This is a genomic window from Streptococcus mitis, from assembly GCF_047464965.1.
GTDB lineage: Bacteria > Bacillota > Bacilli > Lactobacillales > Streptococcaceae > Streptococcus > Streptococcus mitis_DU.
The window spans coordinates 51,723-70,050 of the sequence record NZ_JASHAT010000006.1 but is presented as its reverse complement, the minus strand read 5'-3'; the positions used below and the strand labels follow the sequence as shown (position 1 = coordinate 70,050).

The window sequence follows — 18,328 nt, the reverse complement described above, 5'->3', positions numbered from 1 at the left end:
TCAAGGAGCTTTCAAAGACTTTCAAATCAGTCCAACAAAAAAAGGTTTATAATTTCCATAAAAGTTGACATGGAAATTATAAAACCATTATTAGTTTAACCCTTGTTGATAACGTGCCAATTCGGCTTGGTTAGCCCAAACATAGTGACCTGGACGGATTTCTACCATAGATGGCTTATCTGTCTCATAATCATGTTGATCTGGATCATATACTTTCAAGACCTTCTTGCGTTCCAAGATTGGATCTGGGATAGGTACCGCTGAAAGCAAAGCCTGAGTATATGGATGAATTGGATTGTTAAACAATTCTTCTGTTTCTGCAACCTCTACAATAACACCCTTGTAAATAACCGCGATACGATCTGAAATAAAGCGAACAACCGACAAGTCATGGGCGATGAAGAGATAGGTCAAACCAAGTTCTTTTTGGAATTTTTTGAGCAAGTTCAAGACTTGAGCACGCACAGAAACGTCCAAGGCTGAAATGGGCTCATCCGCAATAACAAAGTCTGGTTGCATGACCAAGGCACGGGCAATACCGATACGTTGACGTTGACCACCTGAGAATTCATGAGGGTAACGAGTCAAGTGCTCAGCAAGAAGGCCCACTTCACGGATAATATTTTTAACTTTCTCTTTACGTTCTTCTTCATCCTTGAACAGATGATGATTGTAAAGACCTTCAGAAATAATATAATCAACAGTCGCACGTTCATTCAAACTTGCAGCAGGGTCTTGGAAAATCATCTGGATTCGACGAATCAATTCCGCAGCTTGTTCACGCGATTTCTTACCATTAATCTTTTGACCTTCAAAAATGATATCTCCATTACTTGTATCATTGAGACCGATGATAGCACGACCAATAGTTGTTTTCCCACTACCTGACTCACCTACAAGCGAGAAAGTTTCTCCCTTGTTGATAAAGAAGTTAGCATTTTTAACTGCGACAAACTTCTTACTTCCTTCACCGAAGGAAATTTCTAAATCTTTGATTTCTACTAATTTTTCAGACATTTCCTTCCTCCTAGTCTGCCAGATGGGCAAATCCCATTTTATCACGGATCTTATCGTGAAGATTTGCAATCACAGCTGGTTTTTCTACTTTTGGAGCATCCTCATGAAGAAGCCAAGTTTTAGCCCAATGCGTCTCTGATACTGAGAATTGAGGAGCTTTTTGTTCGAAGTCAATCTGCATTGCATAGTCTGAACGCAAGGCAAAGGCATCCCCTTTCAAGTCAGTATAAAGTGACGGAGGTGTTCCTGGGATTGAGTAAAGATCCCCTTTATCATCAGCAAGCTGAGGCAAGCTAGACAAGAGACTCCATGTATATGGATGGCGAGGGTCATAGAAGACTTCCTCAACAGTTCCATACTCAACGATTTCTCCTGCATACATAACTGCTACCTTATCTGCAATACTTGCTACCACACCAAGGTCGTGGGTGATAAAGATTGTTGTGAAATGGTACTCGTTTTGTAAAGATTTTAGCAAATCAATAATCTGAGCTTGGATGGTCACATCCAAGGCTGTCGTTGGCTCATCACAGATCAAGACATCAGGTCGGCAGGCAAGGGCAATAGCAATAACGATACGTTGACGCATTCCTCCAGAATATTGGAATGGGTATTCATCAAAACGTCTATCTGCGTCTGGAATCCCAACCTTATTCATGTAGTCAATCGCCAATTCTTTCGCTTCTTTAGCTGTTTTTCCTTGGTGTTTTACAATAACTTCTGTAATCTGACTACCAATTGTTTTAATTGGGTCCAAACTAGTCATTGGATCTTGGAAGATAGTCGCAATCTTAGCGCCACGAATTTGTTCCCAATCCTTGTGAGAAGATAAAGCTGTCAAATCTTGACCACGGTAGTCAATGCTACCTTGGGCAATGCGACCATTTTCTTCAAGCATACCTGTGAAAGTCTTTGTCAAAACAGATTTTCCTGATCCTGACTCACCTACCAAGGCTAATACTTCTCCTTCAACTAGTTCAAGGGAAACGCCGCGAATGGCTGTCAATACTTTGTCACGAACGTCAAATTCCACGACAATATCGCGAGCAGTCAAAATTACATTTTTTTCTTTTGTCATTTCTACTCCTATCTATGTGTACGTGGATCACTAGCATCCGCTAAGTTTTGACCAACTACGAAAAGGGATAAGGATACCAAGACAAGAGTTGTCAATGGAATCCAGAAGAGGTATGCATTTGTCGTTACGTTCTGAGAGTAATCTGAAATCAAACGACCTAAACTTGGAACTGTAATCGGCAATCCAAGTCCAAAGAATGAAAGGAAAGCTTCGTATGAGATAAAGGCTGGAAGCATTTGAGATGTCGTCGTAACGATAACAGATACCAATTGTGGCATAATGTTTTTTACAACAATCTTAAAGGTTGGTGTTCCAAGTGTACGTGAAGCAAGGTTATACTCCAAGTCACGATAACGCATGATCTGAATACGAATTGAGTAAGCAATACCAATCCAAGTAGTCACACTCATAGCAAAAATCAGATTCCAGAATCCAGCTCCGATTGAGTAAGTCAAGACAATGACAATCAAAAGAGATGGGATGTTTGAGATGACATTATAAACTTCCATCATCACACGGTCAACTGATTTTGAAATTCCCCAAATACCACCGACAAAAACACCGATAACCAAGTTAATCACTGTCGCAATCACAGAAATGAGGATAGAGTTACGAGCTCCGAACCAGACACCGTCAAAGAGAGATTTACCGTTACTGTCTGTACCGAACCAATGCTCAGCATTTGGCTTGATATAACGAGCACTAAAGTCGTTTACTTTGCTGACATCATTGAAATCAAACTTAGAAAACATTGGGTAGATGAAACTCATCAAAATGATAGCTACCAAGATTCCCAACATGACTACAGTTGATTTCTTCTTCATAAATTGTCTAAACACTGAGCCCCAGTATGAATAGGCTGGCGCATCAATGGCTTCAGAGGCAAAATCGTCACGTTTTACGAACTGAAATTTTTCTTTATCGATTGTAGACATTATTTGCCTCCTTTCTCAGTCAATTTAATACGTGGGTCAATAATAGTCATCCAAATATCTCCCAAAAGAAGTGAGAAGATAGAAATACATGTAAAGATGAAGACAAGACCTACGACCATAGAGTTATTAGATGCTTTTACAGAGTCAATCAACATTTTACCCATACCTGGGAAAGCGAAGACTGTTTCAGTAAGGGTTGCACCACCGATAACCCCGATAACAGCACCAGGAATTCCTGAAACCAGCGGAACCATGGCATTTTTAAAGATGTGTTTGTTTGAAATTTCTTTTTCAGACAAACCTTTTGCACGAGCAAAACGAACAAAGTCCTGTGATTGCAAGTCAATCATGTAACGACGAATCCAAATAGCTGTACCAGGAGCACCCAATAAACCAAGGATAACTGCTGGTAAAACATACGAACGCCAATCTCCAGCACCCAAGATAGGGAATGAATCTGGAAGACCAATTGATGATCCAATCAAACGAACAATGTAAACCAAGGCAATGGTTGGAAGGGCCATCAAGAAGGTCAAAAACCCTGTTGAGAAGCTATCAATCCAAGTATTCTTGAAGCGAGCCATAGCTGAACCAAGTGGCACGGCAATCGCATAAGAAATCACCAAACCAATCAATCCAACGACTGCAGAGCTAGCAATCATAGAAGGATATTGGTAGTTGCTTTCAGTTGCAGTATATGGGTCATCTTTCCCATAGTTAGCTACTTCACGAGAATCAGCCTGACTAGGCGATTTGTAGGTTCTTGAGTAGATATTAACTGAAGATGTTTTCTTACCAGTTGGGAATTGCACTTCTGATGTCTTAGTTTGACCTTGTCCTTGTGTGATAACTTGAAGCACAGGAGTATTAGCATAAGTTGGATATGAATCACCCAAATTCAAGTTCACAAAGTTTTGGTGAACAAATGGGAACTGACTATTGAAGTACAAGAGGTACTTGTGTTTAGTCCCTGAACCTACCAGAGACCAGCCGATAGCGGGATCATTTTCAAAACGCAAATAACGCTCCAAATTTGGATTTTCTGGGTCCTGAATCTTGTTTGTGTGGTCGATATCAAGCAAGTTTGCATAGAATTTAAACACACGTTCAAAAATTGGAATTTCACGTGTAGCGTAGAATTGGCCACTTTCAGTAAATTCTCCCAGGGTCCAACCATGACCGATTTGTTTGATGTATTTTTCATAGATAGCCTTGTTGGTATCATTGGCTTCAACTGTTACAGAAGCATCCATCTGGCTAGCTTTTTCTTGCAACTCTTTGGTATCGTAGTACTCGATATAGCCCATACGCTCATAAACGGTATTCTCATAGTTATCACGTTTATCAGCAGTTGTCGCAATCTTGTTATAGTTGGTATCCTGTTTGAAAATCAATTTTCGAGGAACCATTGTATAGATAATCGTGTAAGTCAAGGTTGTTACTAAGAAGATAGAAACCAATGACCGCAAGACACGCATAAAAATATATTTCTTCATATCGTTTCCTTTTTAAATCCCAAAAGAACCTTCTCCTCATGGAGAGAAAGTTCCCTTGAGAGTTATTTATTTAACGTGTTTAGTCAATTCTTTTTGAACTTTTTCGTTTGATTCTTTTTTCTCTTTAATCCATTTCTCACGAGCTTGTTCATAATCAGCCTTTGTTACAACTTTGTCTTGTAACTGAATATATTTGAAGTAGAGATTTGAACCTTTGTCTCCAGATTGGCTATAAGAAGCTGAGAATGGTACAACACGAGAAATGAATGGTGCAGCACCACTAGAAGACATAGCTGGTAAGAAGAGTGAACTGTCTGTCAACCAAGCTTGAGCAGCAGCATATTTTTCATAACGTTTGTTAAGATCACTTGTTTCTTTTCCAGCTTCATCAAGCAATTTATCGTAATCTTTCACACCAACTTTAGCTGCAGCTGCATTTGATGGGTCATCATACCCCATATAAGTTTTCGTTTGCTCACTATTAGTTGATTTAAGGATATCAAGGTAAGTTGATGGATCTTCATAGTCAGGATTCCATCCAACCGCACCTGAAAGATCCCAATCCTCAGCTGCCGCATTAGCAGCATAATAAGTCGCATTAAAGAATTCATCTTTAGAAATTTGTTGAATATCGATGACAACATTTTCTTCGCCTAAAACTTTTTCAACTGATTGTTTGAACGACTGAATCCGTGCGACAAAGTTTTTAGAGGTTTGGTCTACTGGAACATCCAAGTGGATAGGGAATTTCACACCTTCTGCTTCCAGAGCAGTTTTAGCTTTAGCAAATTCTGCTTTAGCTTTGTCAGCGTTAAAGAGACCGTCTTGACCATCAGCAAAGTTTACATCTTTCCACTCATCTCCATAAGTCTTAACTTTTTCAGCAACCAAGTCACCGAAAGTTTTTTCGCCTGCAGTCACAAAGTCTGGTTTCACAAATAAATTACGAACTGCGAGAGGAGCACCTTCTTTACCGTTAACTTGAGCAGAATAACCTGTACGGTCAAAGGCAAAGTTCAAGGCTTGGCGGAAGTCTTTGTTAAGAAGAGCTTTCTTAGTAGATGTTTTCTCTTCATCTGTCGTTTTAGATGTATATTTGTAATTTTGTCGATCGATATTTACACCTAAACCTCCAATACCAGCTCCTGACGGAGTGTAGAAAATATTATCCTTGTATGACTCCTCTACCTTTGAGAAGTTTGAACTTGTTGGGTAAAGACGAGCAAAACTATAAGCTCCACTTGTAAAGTTACGCTCAAGTGATTCTTGGTCCGAACCATCAAAATATGCAAGTGTTGCTGTATCTAAATGAACATTCTCTTTATCCCAGTACTGCTCGTTCTTAGCAAATTCGATAGAAGATTTAGCAGTCAAACCTTTAAGCAAGAAAGGTCCATTATATAGCAATGATGTAGGATCTGTCGCTTTAGCAAAATCAGAGCCTTTTGATTTTTCAAATTCTTCGTTTAATGGCCAGAAAATTGAATAAACCATCTTAGAGTTCCAGTAAGGTTCTGGTTGGTTCAAAGTATACTCAAGAGTATAGTCATCAACCGCTTTAACACCTACTGTAGAGAAATCTTTTGAATTCCCAGCCAAATAATCAGATAAACCTTTAACAGAAGTTTCAGCTAGATATAGAGCTTCTGATTTCTTATCTGCCGCATGTTTCAATCCATTCACGAAGTCTTTAGCAGTCACTTCGGCATATTCTTCACCATCGGATGTCATCCATTTGACACCTTTACGAATTTTGTAGGTATATGTCAATCCATCTTTTGATACAGACCAGTCTTCTGCAACCGCAGGAGTCAAATTCCCGTATTTGTCATTTGTGAAGAGGCCATCGATCCCGTTTGAAGTAGCCACTTTCGTACTCTCTTTTCCAGAAATAATATAATCTAATGTTTCTGGGTCAGCCGAATAGACATAGCCATAGGTTTTTGGAGCTGTCGAATCAGATGATTTTGAATTCCCACAAGCTACTAACACACCTGTTGCCAATAAAGCAACTCCTGCTGCAACAAAGACTCTACTTTTTTTCATTTATTTACTCCTCTGATAAAGTATAGGTTATCATCAATTATACCATAGATTTCAAGAAAAGTAAACGAATTTTCAGAATATTTAGGCTTATTGACACAAAAAATCTGAAAAAGCTATTGACTGAAAATCATTTTCAAGGTATAATAATAAACGTTAAGGCGGTATAGCCAAGTGGTAAGGCACGGCTCTGCAAAAGCTTGATCGTCGGTTCAAATCCGTCTACCGCCTTCTATAACTTGATTTATCAGGTTTCACATGAACAGAAAGCCCAATTTGAAGGGCTTTTTTCTTTTTCTTTGGATAAATAAGGATAGATTTAGAAAAGTTTTGGGGCGGATTTGGGGACTGAGTTTTTCGAGGATACTATTCCCTTTTAAAATCAACTGAAAAAAGCTTTGTCACGCATGATGACAAAAGCCTCTAGTTTACTCTGTTTCTTCTTCTATTTCAACTTCGGTAATTTGGACTTTTACCTTGGTAACACGTCCATTTTTCACTTTATCATTGGTTAGGATAAGCTGTTTGTTTTGGCTTACCAACTCATAGCCGAGCTTTTCAGTCGTTGGAATGGTCCCCACTCCTGTCAAATAGTAACCAGCGATGGTATCAACGTCATCACTTTCCAGTTCAACATCAAAGTAGTCATTAAAATCATTGAGATTCATGGTACCTTGAACAATATAAGTATCTTCTCCAATTTTATGAACTTCGATTTCAGCCTTATCTGTTTCGTCATCGATTTCCCCAACGATTTCCTCTAAGAGGTCTTCAAGTGTCACCAAACCAGCCATTCCACCGTATTCATCTAACAAAATCGCCATTTGTCTTTGGGTATTGCGTAATTCTTTTAACAAGTCATCCACAAAAATAGTTTCAGGAACAAAAAGAGGATCTTGTAAGATTTTCTTCCAAACAATATTGTCAAAACCGTCCACAAAGCCCGCATTAAGGAGACTCTTGGTATGAATAATCCCAATCACATTGTCCTTATCCCCATCATAGACAGGGATACGAGAATAATTTTGTTTTAAAATACTTTGGATGATGGTTTGACTATCATCCTGAATATCTACCATAAAGGCATCCGTTCGAGGAACCATGACTTCTCTGGCCATTAATTCGTCCAGTGAAAAGATTCCTTGTAACATTTCAATTTCGTCAGCATCTAGTGTTTCTTCACTATTTGTCAACATGTACTCAATTTCATCACGGGTCATTTTTTCATCAGCATCGTCAAAGGTCATAGGAGTCAAGCGACTCAAGAGATTGGTAGATGCAGACAAGAGCCAAACAAAGGGACTAACTAGTTTCCCAAGCCCAATGATAACTGGCGCTGTACGAATCGCCAAGGCATCCTTTAGATTAAGAGCGATTCTCTTAGGATACAATTCCCCAAAAACGATGGAAATATAAGTCAAAAATGCTAAAGATAGAAAACTTGCAACGGCATAAGCTGTTTCGCCATTTCCAAGCCAAGATGCAATTTCTCGTCCCAGAGTTTCTGCCAAACTCGCCCCTGATAAGATCGTAATCAGGGTAATCCCTACTTGAATGGTTGATAAAAAGTGGTTAGGATTTTCTAGTACCTTCAGCAGACGGATATAGCGTCTATCTCCTTCTTCTGCCTTTTGTTCAACACGCGCACGGTTAAGTGAAACCATGGCCATTTCTGTGGCTGAGAAAAAGGCATTTAATACCGTCAAAATAAACAATAAAACAAATTGTAGCAACAAATTCTGACTACTTGGGTCTTCCATAGTTCTTCTCCTAAAATAGTATCTTATCCTTTATTATATCACAAAATGTAGTCCAGTACATATTATTTTTTCTCATACTCTTCGAAAATCTCTTTAAACCACGTCAGCTTCATCTGCAACCTCAAAGCTGTGCTTTGAGCAACCTGTGGCTAGCTTTCTAGTTTGCACTTTGATTTTCATTTAGTATCAGTGTCTATTGTAGCCCTGCTTAGACTAGTAAGAAAGAACTCCTATATCCACAAGTGACATAGGAGTTTATTTTGTATTTTACTGAGTAACCGTTACTTCTCCAGTTCGGTAATCCAGTTGAAGTCCCTTTTGAACATTGGGAACTAGAACATTGAATTCCAATTCTCCGTCTGAAGACTTGGCTTCAATCTGTGAAGCTGAAGGAACTAAATCCTCGTTTGAAGCATAATAAAGGGTTACACGGTAACGGACACGCTTGTTTTTATCCAAGGCTTTACGTACCATACTTTCATAGTAGTTTTGACCAGTCGAATCCTCGGCTTGCGCCTGATTTGCCCAGGCTGTTTGAACAGCAATGTTTTTAGGATTGCTTGTCGAGGCATCAAAACCATCCAAGCCACCGATTAAGGCGTAGCCTAACAAGTGACCTCTATCGACCGCATGGGTATAAGTACCCTTTAGATTCTTAACCTGATGCCAGCCTGGAGGAGTCCATGAAGTCGAACCGTTCCCAGTTTCTTCACGATTCTTATACTGTCGTGTTGCCTTAGACAAGAGGGCATTGGCTACAGTTGGCACAGTTTCCTTACCAACTGTCTTTGTTTTGTTATCAGCGTAAGGTTTACTTGAAACTTTGGCATCTAGGTTTGTTTTATTGCCATTGACGATAAAAGCACCTGCTCCATTCCACTCAAGACTCCCTTTTATTTGACTCTTGACTGCATCTGTTAAGACACTTTCTGCCAATTCTTGACTAGGAGCTTCAGACGCTTGTTTTTTCTGACTAAGCTTGGTTTTGGGACTATTAGCTGTCGACTGCATCTGCTTGATATAATAGCTTCCCGCAGATAAAAGCAATAACACTAGCAGTCCGATCAGTGTCTGTCTTGTTTTTTTATCCATTTTTCTCCTTATCTCTAGAAAAAGACTGGTTCTCCAGCCTAATTTCCTGTAAATTTATGAATCAATTCCTGCCATTTTGCTGGAGACAGGATAGCCCATGGATCTTGACCCTTGCCCAAGATTCCATAACCTACCATTAAGCCGATACCTAGGGCTAGAGCACCTAAAAACAGTACCAAAATGACTAGAAGTAAACGCTTGATTACGTAGCTTGATTTCTTATTCATCTTCATCACTTGCCTCAATCCGCTGAATCTTAGCACCTAGCTGTGCCAACTTCTCATGAAAACGGTAGTAACCTCTATCCAAGTGAACCAATTTACCAACTACAGTTTCTCCTTGTGCTACCAAACCTGTCAAAATCAAGGCTGCGCTGGCACGAAGGTCAGTCGAAAGAACTTCTGCCCCCTGCAAAGCTTGTCCACCAACAATACGAGCTGTATCACGGATAATCTCAGAATGCAAGCCCATGCGACGCATTTCTTCTAAGTGCTGGAAACGATTTTCAAAAACTGTCTCCACCATAGTTGATTCGCCTTTTGCGACGGTCATCAAGGCTGTAAATTGGGCCTGCATATCTGTTGGAAATCCTGGGTGGGGCAAGGTTTTTACATGAACAGCTTTTAGATTTTCTAGTTGAGAGCGAACTCGAATTCCTTCAGTCTCCTCTGTCACTTCCACTCCCATTTCAAGCAATTTGGCAATCAAGGGACGGTTGTGCTCCCAGACAGCGTCTTTAATCAAGATATCACCACCAGTCATGGCAGCAGCTACCATAAAGGTTCCTGCTTCGATACGGTCTTGGACTACATTGTGAGTCGTACCATGAAGTTTCTCAACACCGGTAATGGTAATGGTCTCTGTACCAGCACCCTTAACCTTGGCTCCCATTTCATTGAGGAGAATGGCTAGGTCAACAATCTCAGGCTCACGCGCAGCATTTTCAATCACTGTCACCCCATCAGCCAGGGTAGCCGCCATCATCAAGTTCTGCGTTGCACCAACACTTGGAAAGTCCATATATATATGAGCGCCATGCAAGCGTTCTGCCTTGGCTTCGATGTAACCAGCTGTCTGACTAATCTTAGCCCCCATAGCTTCCAGACCTTTCAAATGAAGATCAATAGGACGGCTACCAATCGTACAACCACCTGGCATGGATACCTTAGCATGACCTACACGAGCAAGAATTGGTCCCAAGACAACGATAGATGCACGCATCTTGCTGACATACTTGTAAGGAGCTTCCTCAGTGATATCGCCAGTCGCATCCACCTCGACAAGATGAGCTTCCTCATCAAAATCCACCTTGGCATTCAAACCACGAACCACCTGATTCATCGTGAAAACATCTGACAAGATAGGAACGTTCTGCAAAACAGTCTTTCCTTCACTGGCTAGAATAGTCGCTGCCAACAAGGGCAAGACTGCATTCTTTGCTCCTTCGATCGTAACACTTCCTACCAGACGATTATCGTCACCTTGAACCACAATTTTTTCCATACTTATTTCCTTTACATTTGATTTTATAATAATCCTCTAAGCGCTTCTTGCCACAACTGATATAGGCTGATAAAGAAAGAACTCATGATATAGCCCATTACAATGCTGAAAAAGGCTACTAGTAAACGAACTTTTCTTGTATTCTCAGCTGTCACTTTTAAAACCTTTTCCCATCTAACAAGATCCTTTAAAAGGTAAAAACTCACATAAATAAAGAGCATGTGACTGCTTAGAGTGAATAATAATTGAACCATTTGACTATTATACCATCTTCTCTGTTTGTGCGCTAGTTTGGAAACTTAACTTAAAACTAGGGATTGTTTTTCAAGTAATCAATTGCATCTTGTAGAGTTTTAACAGGCACGATTTTCATATCCGTCTTGATTGTTTTGGCTGCTTCCAGGGCTGTTTGGTAGTTGTTTTTAGCATCAGGATGTGCTTTTTGTTCTTCTTCGCTAACAGGGTTATCTGGGGCAAAGAAAATAGCAGCACCTTCTCTAGCCGAAGCAACAACTTTCTTATCAATACCTCCAATATCCCCCACATTCCCATCACGGTCAATGGTACCTGTACCGGCAACGATACGGCCATTTCGAAGGCCAGGGTCAGCTATTTGGGTATAGATGGCCAGACTAAACATGAGACCTGCACTTGGTCCACCGATACCAGCTGTTGAAAAGCGAATTGGGACATCACTGGTCACTTCTGTACGGTCAATCAAGCCGATTCCAATCCCATTTTTTCCATTTTCTAGAGTAATGATTTTTCCTTCTGCAGACTTGGTTTGCCCATCCTCTTCATAAGTTACCTTGACGGAGTCCCCTAGTTTTTGAGAATTGACGTAATCAATCAAGTCTTTGGAACTATCAAAGGTTTGATCATTGACTGCTGTGACCGTATCAGAGATATTGAGAATCCCTTTAAAGGTAGAATTATCCGTCACAGTTAAGACATAAACCCCAAGGTATTTGAGTTCGATATCTTTACCAGCTGTTTTTAGCCCTTGATATTTTGCCATATTTTGCGATGTTTGCATGTAGAATTGATTAATCCGCATAAATTCAACATCAGAAGAGCCACCTGTAGTCTCTTGGGCACTACGAATATCTGTAAAAGGCGTCAACCACGCATAAATCATATGGGCTAAAGTAGCGTGCTGGACACCAACCGTAACGAATTGATAGGCACCAGCTTCCTTATCTTCTGTGTCATTTACTTTAAGGACTTGGCGAATATCTTCCGAACCACCTGGAACTTCTATATAATAGGGCAAGGGCACTACAAATGCCAAGAAAGTCACAATTAAGGCCGCAATGACATATAAGGGCCATCTAATCTTTTTTTTCATTTCTTATTTCCTCCAAAATACTCTCGGGAACATAGCAAGCAATATCCTGACCAAACTTCAAAAGCTCTCTAACACCGGATGAACTGAGATAGAGATGTTCAGGTCGACTATGTAAATAAATGGTCTCTATATTAGGAGACAGCTGATGGTTGTAGTAATCAAAACTGGCTTCATATTGCAAATCCGCTGCATTCCTCAACCCCCGCACTAGACAAGTAGCCCCCAGTCTTTTTGCAACATCAACCACCAATTCATCATGAGAAGACACAACTTCAACATTTTCCAAATGTTTCAAAGCCATTTCTAGCCCTCGTTTACGATTTTCGATAGGGAGAAATCCTTGTTTGTGAGGATTAAAAAAAATACCCACATAGAGCTTATCAAAGAGTTTGCTAGCCCGTTCAATGATATCCAGATGCCCGTTTGTCATCGGATCAAATGAGCCTGTGAATAAGCCAATCTTATCTGACATAGACTGTCACCTTACTAATTCCATAAATCTTTTCCTTCCAGATGCCCAGGCAGGCAATTTCTTCTGGAAGTTCAACGGCCTTATCTGTCTCACACACGACCATGACATCTTCAGAAAAAAGGTCTCTCTCAGCCATTTTTTCAATATCTGCTACGATTTGTTCCTTGGCATAAGGAGGGTCTAAGAAAATGAGATTAAATTTCCCAGATACCTGTTCCAATGCCCTTTCTGCATCCATCTTGAGTAGTTGAAATTTTCCAACTTCCTTGGTCATCTGAATATTTTCAGCCACGATAGCCTGAGCCTTACGGTCTCGCTCCACCAAAACAGCACTGGACATGCCACGTGAGACTGCCTCGATAGATAAACCACCACTACCTGCATAAAGGTCCAAGACTCGTCCCCCTTCAAAGTAGGGACCAATCATGTTAAAAATGGCGCCCCTAACCTTATCCGAAGTAGGTCTTGTCGTCTTGCCTTCTAGTGTCTTGAGGGGACGTCCCCCATAGATTCCTGATACGATTTTCATACCGTTTATTATACCAAATTATGGGCAAAAAGAGAAAGAAAACCGAACCTTGCGGTTCGATTCTCTACAAAATATTTTCGTAAGTATCGCGGACTTCTTGAGGCCAAACACTTGTTTGCACTTCCCCAATATGTTTCTTGCGAAGTAGGAACATGGCCATCCGAGATTGTCCAATTCCTCCACCGATTGTCAATGGGAATAGGCCATTCAACAAAGCCTTGTGCCATTCCAATTCCAAGCGGTCTTCATCACCTGTGATGGCAACCTGACGGCGAAGCGTTTCTTCATCTACACGGATTCCCATAGAAGACAACTCAAAGGCTCCACCTAGAGATTCATTCCAGACAAGAATATCACCATTTAGACCCTTGTAGCCATTTTCAGATTCGCTTGTCCAGTCATCATAGTCTGGTGCACGTCCATCGTGCGGTTTACCGTCTGGTAATTCACCACCGATACCAATCAAGAAGACAGCACCAAATTCTTTACAGATAGCATTTTCACGTTCTTTCGGTGTCAAGTCTGGGTAGCGTTCTACCAACTCTTCTGTATGGATGAAAGTGATTTGTTTTGGCAAGACAGACTCGATGTCATAGCGAGCTTCTACTGCTAGCTCAGTCAATCGAATAGCCTTGTAAATCTTTTCAACTGTTTCTTTTAGATAAGCGATGTTACGTTTACCATTTGGAATGACTTTTTCCCAGTCCCACTGGTCAACATAAACAGAGTGGGTCGCATCCAACGAATCTTCGTCTGGACGAAGGGCCTTCATGTGGACGAAGAGACCTTCACCCTCACCGAAACCAAAACGAGCCAAAGTATGGCGTTTCCATTTGGCAAGTGAATGCACCACTTCATAGGTTTCATCAGGAATCTGCAAAACCTTGACAGATACTGGATTTTCCACACCAGACAGGTTATCCTGCATCCCGTCACCGACCTTGCTCAAGATAGGACCTTGAACTTCGACAACTTCTAGCTTATCTTTCAAATACTGGGTAAAAGTGTTTTTGACAAAGGAAATTTCTTCTTGTTGATGGATAAAACTTTTCTTCATAGGCTACTCCTCAAAAATTAATTAAAAGCATTATACACCTATTTCCAAGAAAAGAAAAGAGAAAATTTAAAAAAATCAGTGCTCCTTCGAACACTGATTTCATGGACCTTTAGTCATTGCGACCAAAGATACGTAGAATACTGAGGAAAAGATTGATAAAATCAAGATAGATACTGAGTGCCATTGAGATGATCCAACCTGTCGCTACTTGTCCTCGTGACTGCTCATAAACATAGCGAATCTTTTGATTATCCCAAGCAATCAAACCAGAGAAAACCAAGACCATGGCAATACTAATCATGTAGTCAAAGAAGCTATTGGCTAAAAATAGATTCACAACCATGGCAATGATGAGACCAACAAGCGCCGCCATCAAAGCTCGTCCCATTCCACTCAAATCCTTCTTGGTGAAAATCCCGATTGCCGCCATGACAAAGAAGAGAAGAGCGCTGGATACAAAGGCTGACAAAACTGTTCCCGGTGTATAGAAGGCTACGACAAAGCTAAGGGTGAAGCCATTCAGTAGGGAGTATACTAGAAATACTGGCAGAGCTGCTGGGCTATTTTTTGCAGCCATGCTACTTGCAACAAATACCAGAGCAAGTTCTGCAAAAGTTGCAACCATCAACCAGAGACGGCCATGCATTAAAAAGTAAGTCAATTGAGCCTGAAAGACTGTCAACATCAAAGCTGACACCAGAGCTGATAGTCCAATTCCAATCCCTACAAAGGCATAAACCTTAGCGTAAAATTGATTGAGACCTGAACGTTCTTGAATAATTGTTTGATTCATTCTGATTCTCCTTTTTCTATAACTATATCTTGATTATAACAAAGTTTTTTTAAATTAGCTGAAATAAAACATCAAAATGCCTGCGGCAACTGCCACATTGAGACTCTCCGCCCTACCTTTCATACCAATATGAACCAGCTGATTGGCACTTTCAGCCATGATAGGACTAATCCCTTGCCCTTCATTTCCCATGACTAAAGCAAAATTTTCTAGGGGAGAAAGCTCACGATAATCCTTGGAATCTCTCGATAAGGTCGTTGCCAGAATGGGCAAATTGCTCTTCTTTGCCTCTTCTATAAAGGTAGCAACAGGCATACGATAGATGGGCAAATGAAAATGGCTTCCTTGCATGGAACGCAGGGTCTTGAGACTGTAGATATCTGCCGATTTATCTGAAACAATTACTCCAGTAAAGCCTGCTGCATCCGCAGTTCGAATGATGGTTCCTACATTACCAGGATCTTGCACATCTTCCAAAAACAAGAACTTGCCCTGACTAAAGTCAGCTTGCCCTACTTCTTCTTTTTGAACCACCGCAACAATTCCCTGTGGAGTCTGAGAATCCGCCAAATCTAGCAGAATATCCTCTGACACCCAGACAGTTTGCGGAAAAGCAACTAACTGTTCTCGATAACTTTCTAGGGCAAAGATTTTCTCAATCGTCACTCCAGCTTGAACAGCTTCTTCAAACAAGTGCCAGCCTTCAATCAAATAGGCAGATTTACGGTATTTTTTTTGGTGTAATTTCTTGGTATTTTTTACCACAGAATTGGCTTTTGAGGTTATAATAGTCATAGAAATATTATAACACAATCAAAGAGGTTTGGTATGCAAAAGGTTAGAATGATTGCCCAAGGTAGGGTACAGGGAGTCGGCTTTCGTTGGGGTGTTTACAGCCTGGCGCTTGAAATCGGTGGCATCACAGGCCGTGTCTGGAATAATGACGATGGCACAGTGGAGATCTTAGCCCAAGCAGACTCATCTGCTATCATGACGAAATTTATCCAAGAAATACGAAAAGGACCTACACCTTTTTCAAAAGTCAGCTACTTAGATGTCCAACTGAGCAACTTTCCTCCTTACCCTGACTTTAAAATCGCAAATTAGGTCTCTAGAACTATTGTATATTTTGTAAAAAAACAGTAGAATAGAAAGGTATAATTTTTAAAGAAGGAATAAAAACAGTGAAATCTATTAAACGTTTTGCACTCTCAGCTATGGGAGTGGCTATGTTACTTGTTTTGACAGGTTGCGTTCAGATTGATAAAGCAACAGGTAAGCCAATTGGTCCCGTTTGGGATTTCTTGGGTGCTCCGATGGGAGAAGCTATCAAGTACTTCGCTACTGATAAAGGTCTAGGCTTCGGTGTCGCTATCATCATCGTAACTATTATCGTTCGCTTGATTATCTTGCCACTTGGTATCTACCAATCATGGAAAGCAACTCTTCACTCTGAAAAGATGAACGCCCTCAAGCACGTCCTTGAGCCACACCAAACGCGTCTCAAAGAAGCAACTACTCAAGAAGAAAAACTCGAAGCCCAACAAGCTCTCTTTGCAGCTCAAAAAGAGCACGGCATCAGCATGTTTGGTGGTGTAGGATGTTTCCCTATCCTCCTTCAAATGCCTTTCTTCTCAGCTATCTACTTTGCTGCCCAACATACTGAAGGTGTTGCTCAAGCAAGCTACCTAGGAATTCCTCTAGGTTCTCCAAGTATGATTTTGGTTGCCTGTGCTGGTATTCTTTACTATCTTCAATCGCTCCTTTCACTTCACGGAGTAGAAGATGAAATGCAAAGAGAACAAATCAAGAAAATGATTTACATGAGCCCACTCATGATCGTCGTCTTCTCCCTTTTCTCACCAGCTAGTGTCACACTTTACTGGGTTGTTGGTGGTTTCATGATGATTCTCCAACAGTTTATCGTCAACTATATCGTTCGTCCAAAACTTCGCAAAAAAGTCCGTGAAGAACTAGCCAAGAACCCACCAAAAGCACGTGCTTTCTCTACACCAAGTGGACGAAAAGACGTTACTCCTGAACAACCAACTGCTATCACAAGCAAGAAAAAACACAAAAATCGCAACGCTGGAAAACAACGTTCGAGATAAGAAGAAAAAGGCTTAGCTAGTTTGCTAAGTCTTTTTTGCAAGTCATACTCTTCGAAAATCTCTTCAAACCACGTCAGCTTCGCCTTGCCGTATATATGTTACTGACTTCGTCAGTTCTATCCACAACCTCAAAACCATGTTTTGAGCAGCCTGTGGCTAGCTTCCTAGTTTGCTCTTTGATTTTCATTGAGTATCAAAAGCCCGATGTTTCCATCAGGCTTCTTTTTTATCCATGTACACGTTTCATATAGTCTTGGTAACTTTCGGTATCCATGAGTTTTTTAGCGTTCTTGACGCGATCTGCTGTTGGTGGTTTAACCCCTTCGAGTGAATATGGAATTCCCAATTCACGCCATTTGAATTCTCCCATAGTGTGATAAGGTAGAATTTCAAACTTATCAACATTTTTAAGGGTCTTGACGAATTTACCAAGTTCAATCAAGTCATCATCTCTGTCTGTCAACCCTGGAACTAGCACGTGGCGAATCCAGACAGGTTTTCCAATATCTGATAAATACTGGGCACAGGCCAAGATATTTTTATTGGTTTGGCTAGTAACAATCTTGTGCTGTTCTTCGTTGATTTCTTTGATATCCAAGAGGACCAAGTCAGTGACAGCCATGAGTTTGTCAAACTTCTCAAGGTAACGTGGTTTATTACGGAAAGGAAGGGCACAGGTATCCAAGGTACAGTGGATTCCTTGTTCCTTAGCCTTGGTGAAGAGAGCAATCAGGAAATCAATCTGCAAGAGGGCTTCTCCTCCACTGACTGTAATACCGCCCTTATTTCCCCAGAAACCGCGGTAGCGCAAGGCCTCTGTCAAGACATCATCTACCGTCCGTTCACGTGACTTATTGGACTCCATAGCCCAAGTATCCGGGTTATGGCAATACTGGCAACGCATGTGACAGCCCTGCAAAAAGACAATAAAGCGAATACCAGGGCCATCTACCGCCCCAAAACTTTCTGTCGAATGCACCATTCCTGTCACTTGTCCATAATCAATTGTTTCTTCAGACATATCGTTACCTTCCTTGAAAACGTTTTATAGTTTTATTATATCACGACTTGAAGGAAAAACAAGATTTTTGCCT

At 40.8% G+C, this 18,328-nt stretch carries 19 protein-coding genes and 1 tRNA gene; 3 read left to right on the top strand and 17 right to left on the bottom strand.

Going from position 1 to position 18,328, the window contains the following annotated elements; translation table 11 throughout:
* Positions 1–90: 90 nt before the first annotated feature.
* The 5 genes from QM408_RS05115 to QM408_RS05095 all read right to left on the bottom strand — a co-directional run bounded on the left by QM408_RS05115 (position 91) and on the right by QM408_RS05095 (position 6,572).
* The gene (locus tag QM408_RS05115; RefSeq protein WP_049523558.1) at positions 91–1,017 is read right to left on the bottom strand and encodes an ATP-binding cassette domain-containing protein; all 927 of its coding nucleotides are present in this window, start codon (positions 1,015–1,017) and stop codon (positions 91–93) included.
* A gap of 10 nt (positions 1,018–1,027) precedes the next feature.
* Complete coding sequence (locus QM408_RS05110) at positions 1,028–2,095, bottom strand: ABC transporter ATP-binding protein (RefSeq protein ID WP_000159549.1); 1,068 nt, start codon at positions 2,093–2,095, stop codon at positions 1,028–1,030.
* An 8-nt stretch (positions 2,096–2,103) separates the two neighbouring features.
* Entirely contained in the window at positions 2,104–3,030 is a 927-nt protein-coding gene (oppC, locus tag QM408_RS05105; RefSeq protein WP_004255894.1) for an oligopeptide ABC transporter permease OppC, read from the bottom strand.
* Complete coding sequence (locus QM408_RS05100) at positions 3,030–4,526, bottom strand: ABC transporter permease (RefSeq protein ID WP_020902008.1); 1,497 nt, start codon at positions 4,524–4,526, stop codon at positions 3,030–3,032. The genes oppC and QM408_RS05100 overlap by 1 nt, the downstream gene beginning before the upstream one ends.
* A gap of 66 nt (positions 4,527–4,592) precedes the next feature.
* Entirely contained in the window at positions 4,593–6,572 is a 1,980-nt protein-coding gene (locus QM408_RS05095) for a peptide ABC transporter substrate-binding protein (protein ID WP_020902007.1), read from the bottom strand.
* Between the two features lie 157 nt (positions 6,573–6,729).
* On the opposite strand from QM408_RS05095, the gene QM408_RS05090 reads away from it, so the two are divergent.
* Positions 6,730–6,800 (top strand) — tRNA-Cys (locus QM408_RS05090).
* Between the two features lie 197 nt (positions 6,801–6,997).
* Here the strand turns inward: QM408_RS05090 and QM408_RS05085 are convergent.
* The 11 genes from QM408_RS05085 to QM408_RS05035 form a co-directional block, all read right to left on the bottom strand.
* Positions 6,998–8,329 carry a hemolysin family protein gene (locus QM408_RS05085; protein ID WP_414373826.1) on the bottom strand — a complete coding sequence of 444 codons (1,332 nt, stop codon included), beginning with the start codon at positions 8,327–8,329 and terminating at the stop codon, positions 6,998–7,000.
* A gap of 267 nt (positions 8,330–8,596) precedes the next feature.
* The gene (endA, locus tag QM408_RS05080; RefSeq protein ID WP_414373824.1) at positions 8,597–9,421 is read right to left on the bottom strand and encodes a DNA-entry nuclease EndA; all 825 of its coding nucleotides are present in this window, start codon (positions 9,419–9,421) and stop codon (positions 8,597–8,599) included.
* A 38-nt stretch (positions 9,422–9,459) separates the two neighbouring features.
* Positions 9,460–9,648 carry a DNA-directed RNA polymerase subunit beta gene (locus tag QM408_RS05075; protein ID WP_004241151.1) on the bottom strand — a complete coding sequence of 63 codons (189 nt, stop codon included), beginning with the start codon at positions 9,646–9,648 and terminating at the stop codon, positions 9,460–9,462.
* Positions 9,641–10,924, bottom strand: a complete 1,284-nt coding sequence (murA, locus tag QM408_RS05070) for a UDP-N-acetylglucosamine 1-carboxyvinyltransferase (RefSeq protein ID WP_153199269.1) — start codon at positions 10,922–10,924, stop codon at positions 9,641–9,643. Before murA ends, QM408_RS05075 begins: the two co-directional genes overlap by 8 nt.
* A gap of 23 nt (positions 10,925–10,947) precedes the next feature.
* Complete coding sequence (locus tag QM408_RS05065; RefSeq protein WP_080975952.1) at positions 10,948–11,178, bottom strand: DUF1146 family protein; 231 nt, start codon at positions 11,176–11,178, stop codon at positions 10,948–10,950.
* A gap of 56 nt (positions 11,179–11,234) precedes the next feature.
* The gene (locus tag QM408_RS05060; RefSeq protein WP_000727281.1) at positions 11,235–12,272 is read right to left on the bottom strand and encodes a SepM family pheromone-processing serine protease; all 1,038 of its coding nucleotides are present in this window, start codon (positions 12,270–12,272) and stop codon (positions 11,235–11,237) included.
* On the bottom strand, positions 12,256–12,744 hold the full coding sequence (gene coaD, locus QM408_RS05055; RefSeq protein WP_414373821.1) for a pantetheine-phosphate adenylyltransferase: 489 nt from the start codon (positions 12,742–12,744) through the stop codon (positions 12,256–12,258). Before coaD ends, QM408_RS05060 begins: the two co-directional genes overlap by 17 nt.
* Positions 12,734–13,273, bottom strand: a complete 540-nt coding sequence (gene rsmD, locus QM408_RS05050) for a 16S rRNA (guanine(966)-N(2))-methyltransferase RsmD (RefSeq protein ID WP_247933550.1) — start codon at positions 13,271–13,273, stop codon at positions 12,734–12,736. The genes coaD and rsmD overlap by 11 nt, the downstream gene beginning before the upstream one ends.
* Positions 13,274–13,337: 64 nt before the next feature.
* The gene (gene asnA / locus QM408_RS05045; protein ID WP_033681255.1) at positions 13,338–14,330 is read right to left on the bottom strand and encodes an aspartate--ammonia ligase; all 993 of its coding nucleotides are present in this window, start codon (positions 14,328–14,330) and stop codon (positions 13,338–13,340) included.
* A 109-nt stretch (positions 14,331–14,439) separates the two neighbouring features.
* Positions 14,440–15,123: a Bax inhibitor-1/YccA family protein gene (locus QM408_RS05040; protein WP_084861995.1), complete on the bottom strand. Its 684-nt coding sequence runs from the start codon at positions 15,121–15,123 to the stop codon at positions 14,440–14,442.
* A 54-nt stretch (positions 15,124–15,177) separates the two neighbouring features.
* Positions 15,178–15,918: a TrmH family RNA methyltransferase gene (locus QM408_RS05035; RefSeq protein WP_414373819.1), complete on the bottom strand. Its 741-nt coding sequence runs from the start codon at positions 15,916–15,918 to the stop codon at positions 15,178–15,180.
* A gap of 33 nt (positions 15,919–15,951) precedes the next feature.
* Between QM408_RS05035 and QM408_RS05030 the strand changes: the two genes are divergently transcribed.
* Positions 15,952–16,230 (top strand): acylphosphatase, encoded by a 279-nt coding sequence (locus QM408_RS05030; protein ID WP_070526586.1) that lies wholly within the window; start codon positions 15,952–15,954, stop codon positions 16,228–16,230.
* A gap of 77 nt (positions 16,231–16,307) precedes the next feature.
* Positions 16,308–17,234, top strand: a complete 927-nt coding sequence (yidC, locus tag QM408_RS05025; protein WP_004255840.1) for a membrane protein insertase YidC — start codon at positions 16,308–16,310, stop codon at positions 17,232–17,234.
* A 226-nt stretch (positions 17,235–17,460) separates the two neighbouring features.
* On the opposite strand, the gene pflA is transcribed toward yidC, so the two are convergent.
* Complete coding sequence (pflA, locus tag QM408_RS05020) at positions 17,461–18,255, bottom strand: pyruvate formate-lyase-activating protein (RefSeq protein ID WP_004255837.1); 795 nt, start codon at positions 18,253–18,255, stop codon at positions 17,461–17,463.
* Between the last annotated feature and the right edge of the window lie 73 nt (positions 18,256–18,328).